General features: G+C 61.9%; 2 protein-coding genes and 1 pseudogene. 1 reads left to right on the forward strand and 2 read right to left on the reverse strand.

Annotated elements, in window-relative coordinates; genetic code table 11:
* Positions 1 to 457: pseudogene (locus tag EOD15_RS30995) on the forward strand (DUF2865 domain-containing protein); the annotation flags it as partial.
* Here the strand turns inward: EOD15_RS30995 and gltX are convergent.
* Positions 375 to 1748, reverse strand: coding sequence for a glutamate--tRNA ligase (gene gltX / locus EOD15_RS31000; RefSeq protein WP_127322188.1), 1374 nt, complete (start codon positions 1746 to 1748; stop codon positions 375 to 377). The pseudogene EOD15_RS30995 and the gene gltX sit on opposite strands and share 83 nt — an antisense overlap.
* 333 nt (positions 1749 to 2081) lie before the next feature.
* Positions 2082 to 3269: a hypothetical protein gene (locus EOD15_RS31005; protein ID WP_245463814.1), complete on the reverse strand. Its 1188-nt coding sequence runs from the start codon at positions 3267 to 3269 to the stop codon at positions 2082 to 2084.
* Positions 3270 to 3471 lie beyond the last annotated feature (202 nt).

The raw sequence follows: 3471 nt of genomic DNA on the forward strand, positions 1-3471 counted from the left end.
GGTTTTCTATTCGCGCGGCATGGGCGACGATTCGGCCTCGATGACGTCATCCGTCACCGGCCGGCCCTACAGCGAATTGCCGACCGCCTATCTCTACAAGCAGCCCGATATGTCGCGGCCGCCGGCTTGCGGCTGCAACGCCGCCGCGCAGGGTTTTCAGATCATCGCCGGCAACCCGCCGAATCCGGAACAGTTGCAACCCGAGACGGACTCCGCACCGTTCATTCCGGTGCCGATCTCCAAACCGGATCCAGGTGCCGATCCGGAAACTTTGGCCAATCTGGAAGGCGGGCTCGACCGCGAGGCGATCAAGCGGCTTTCCGCCAAGCCGGTGACGTCACCTGTGTCCGCGCTGCCTCCGGAACAGCGCAAGGTCAGGGTCGTCGGGCCAACGTTCCTTCCCGACCCATCAGCGGCAATAGATCTGCAAGCTCCGGCCCCGAAGGCAGTCCGGTAAGGGCTGTTCTGAGCGGCATGAACAACGCCTTGCCCTTGCGGCCGGTCGCTTCCCTGATCTTGCCCGTCCAGTCCTTCCAGATCGCCGCGCTCCAGGGTTCCTCCGGCAGCAGATCGAAGGCCTGTCGAAGGAAATCGCGGTCGTCACCGGAAAATTCCGGCTTCTCCTGCGGTCCGTCGCGCAGGATACGCCACCAGTTGACCGCATCGGCCAGCCTGTCGAGATTGCCGCGCACCGCCAGCCAGAACGGTTCGGCCTGCTCGCCGGAGACGCCGAGCACGATCAGACGGTCTTGTGCCTCGGCAAACGGCATGTGGTGCAGCAGCGACCGGTTGAGCACGAACAGCTCGTCCGGATCGAACTTGGCGGCGGATTTCGATGTCGCCGCCGGATCGAAGCGTTCGGCGAGTTCGCCCATCGTCGGCACCGCCGCGACATTCTCCGAAGTGCCTACCAGGACGGCCAATGATGCGACGGCCATCGGCTCGATGCCGTCCTCGCGCAGGCTTTCGATCGAGAGTGCGCCGGTGCGCTTCGACAAGCCCTCGCCCGATGCGGTGGTCAGGAGATTATGGTGGCCGAACACTGGCGGCTCGGCAGCCAGCGCTTGGAACAAGGCGATCTGCACGCCGGTGTTGGTGACGTGGTCGTCGCCCCGGATGACATGGCTGACGCCCATCTCGATGTCGTCGACGACGGAAGGCAGTGTATAGAGATAGGTGCCGTCCTCGCGCACAAGGACCGGGTCGGAAAGCGAGGCCAGATCGACGGTTTCCTCACCCCGCACCAGGTCGTTCCAGTGCATTTCGGTGCGTTCCGGCTGTTGTGGATCGCCTGAGAAATTGGGGAGGAGAAACCGCCAGTGCGGCCTGCGGCCATCGGCCTGGTATTCGGCGATCTGCTCGTGCGTCAGGGTCAACGCCTCGCGACCATAGACCGGTGGCAGGCCGCGCGTGCGGCGCACCTTGCGCCTGAGATCTAGTTCCTCCGGCGTTTCATAGCAGGCATAGAGAACGCCCGCCGTCTTCAGCCTCTCGACCGCCGCGTCATAGACTTCGAAGCGCCGCGACTGGTACTCGGTGGCGTCGGGAAAAATGCCCAACCAATGCAGGTCGTAGAGGATGGCGTCGGAAAACTCCTGCTTCGAGCGCGCAATGTCGGTGTCGTCGAAGCGCTGGATGAATCGGCCCTTGTTGTTCATGGCAAACAGCCAGTTGAACAGAGCCGTGCGCGCATTGCCGATGTGAATGCGGCCGGTCGGCGACGGGGCGAAACGAACGGTAACTGTCATGAACGGGGCGTACCGGATGCTTTTGTGGTTGACAAGACGCGCCCCCGCGCTGGCCGGCAGACATAGAACATGGCGGCTGGAATGAAAAGACCGGCGGTGGACGCTCCGACGGCGCCCAGGCCGGCGGTGCCCATTTTGTGCCGGAAGCTTTTCATGATAGGAATTTTTTCTTTACTCGGTGCCCTCAGCTATGGTACATATTTGGCTATGGTGCTGATTTGCGCCAGCGACCCGCCGCACAGGCGGGTTTTTCGTTTGATGCTCCGTCAGCCAACGCGTCGGCGAAGGCTCAGAAGGAACCCATTAACCCAAGTTTGTAGCGCTTGAAGGCGATCAGCGGCCGAAATCATCGGAACTGAGGCGGGTCCAGCGGTCGCCCACCAATCCACCGATAAAGATGTCGCCGGAGCGGACCGCTTCCGTGACCTCGGCGATCCGCGAGCGGACCATTGTTCCCCCGGCATAGCGGAAGAAGACATTCTTGTAGCCAAAGAGTTGAGGTATGAATTTGGTCTGCGTCTGTCCGGTGATGCCCACGCAGCCCATCTCCCATGCGGCGGCGACAAGCGCATCCAGCGTCGCGCCCCAGTGCAATCCGGATGCCTGGATCTGCAACAGGTTCGCCACGCCGCCGGCTTGACCATAGAAGGCATAACAACCGAGCATTTTGCCCGTTTCGTCGTAGGTCCCACCGAAATGAAGGGGGCCGTCGGCCCGCTTCTTGGCCGCCAGCGCAAGCAGCCGTGCAAGTTCCCCATCCTTCCAACTCGGCCGAAGAGCGTAACCAGACAGGAGGGTCGGCAGCTTCTCGGCAAATTGAACGGCATCGATCGGCTCACGATGGGTGCGATGCGACGATGAATGGAGGACCGGCGGCTCGAACCTTTTCTTCGCGAGAGCATCGAATGCTCTTGCGCATGGATCGAGTACAAGGCGAGGCAGGCCAGGCCATTTACGGTGCAGTGCGGAGGCGGCCATCGCCGCCGGCCGGAAAACATATGTCCATCCCAGACAATGCACAGGAAGGAGTTGGTACTTCATCGGGCGCGCGAAGGCCAAGGATGTCCGGTTGGCCGAATCGGTCAGCTGCAGATCGAATTCGCCTTGATGCAAGGCACGCAGCAATTGGGGTCCGGCCGAGCCGTCATCGGTGCCGGGGTCGGCCATGAGCGGCCCGATGATCGCCGCATTCAATGCCGCTCCATTGAGCTCGTAGCGGGCTTTCAGAACGCCGAGGAACCCACCCAGACGACCCTGCCGGTTGATCTGGACAAGAGCGTTGCTTTCCCCGGACTGGCCGGCAGGGTCGAGGTAAATCTCTCTCATATACGCGGCCGTCTCCGCGATCGCGCGATCGAGGAGATGACGCCGCCGCCGGCGAAACTTCGTCAGGAAGAGTGCGGCGACGCGCTCGAGATCTTCGGCAGCCAGCGGCCGAACCGAGCCATGCTGAGATTCCAGCACTGACGGCGCAGCCAACTTCTCCTCGGCATTTGCAGAAAGATGCATCGTGAAGAACATCCGTGGGTTGCCCTCCATCGGATATATATCAACCAATGGTAGAAACAACGTATCTCGGTCAGTATGATGAACAGAGGTCTCAAGACTTACTATCCGGACAAGGCTTCACAGGCAAATCAAGTCGGCCAGCATCACTGCGCTGATCGGCGGGTTGGCCGCGGCCTTGCGATCGCATGCCCCGCTCCCGCCCGCTTGGCTGACC

The sequence above is a fragment of the Mesorhizobium sp. M7A.T.Ca.US.000.02.2.1 genome, assembly GCF_003996995.1.
In the GTDB taxonomy this organism is placed as follows: Bacteria; Pseudomonadota; Alphaproteobacteria; order Rhizobiales; family Rhizobiaceae; genus Mesorhizobium.

Coding starts and splice junctions, on each gene's coding strand:
- gltX (WP_127322188.1), bottom strand. CDS start 1,748: ATGACAGTTACCGTTCGTTTCGCCCCGTCGCCGACCGGCCGCATTCAC.
- EOD15_RS31005 (WP_245463814.1), bottom strand. CDS start 3,269: ATGTTCTTCACGATGCATCTTTCTGCAAATGCCGAGGAGAAGTTGGCT.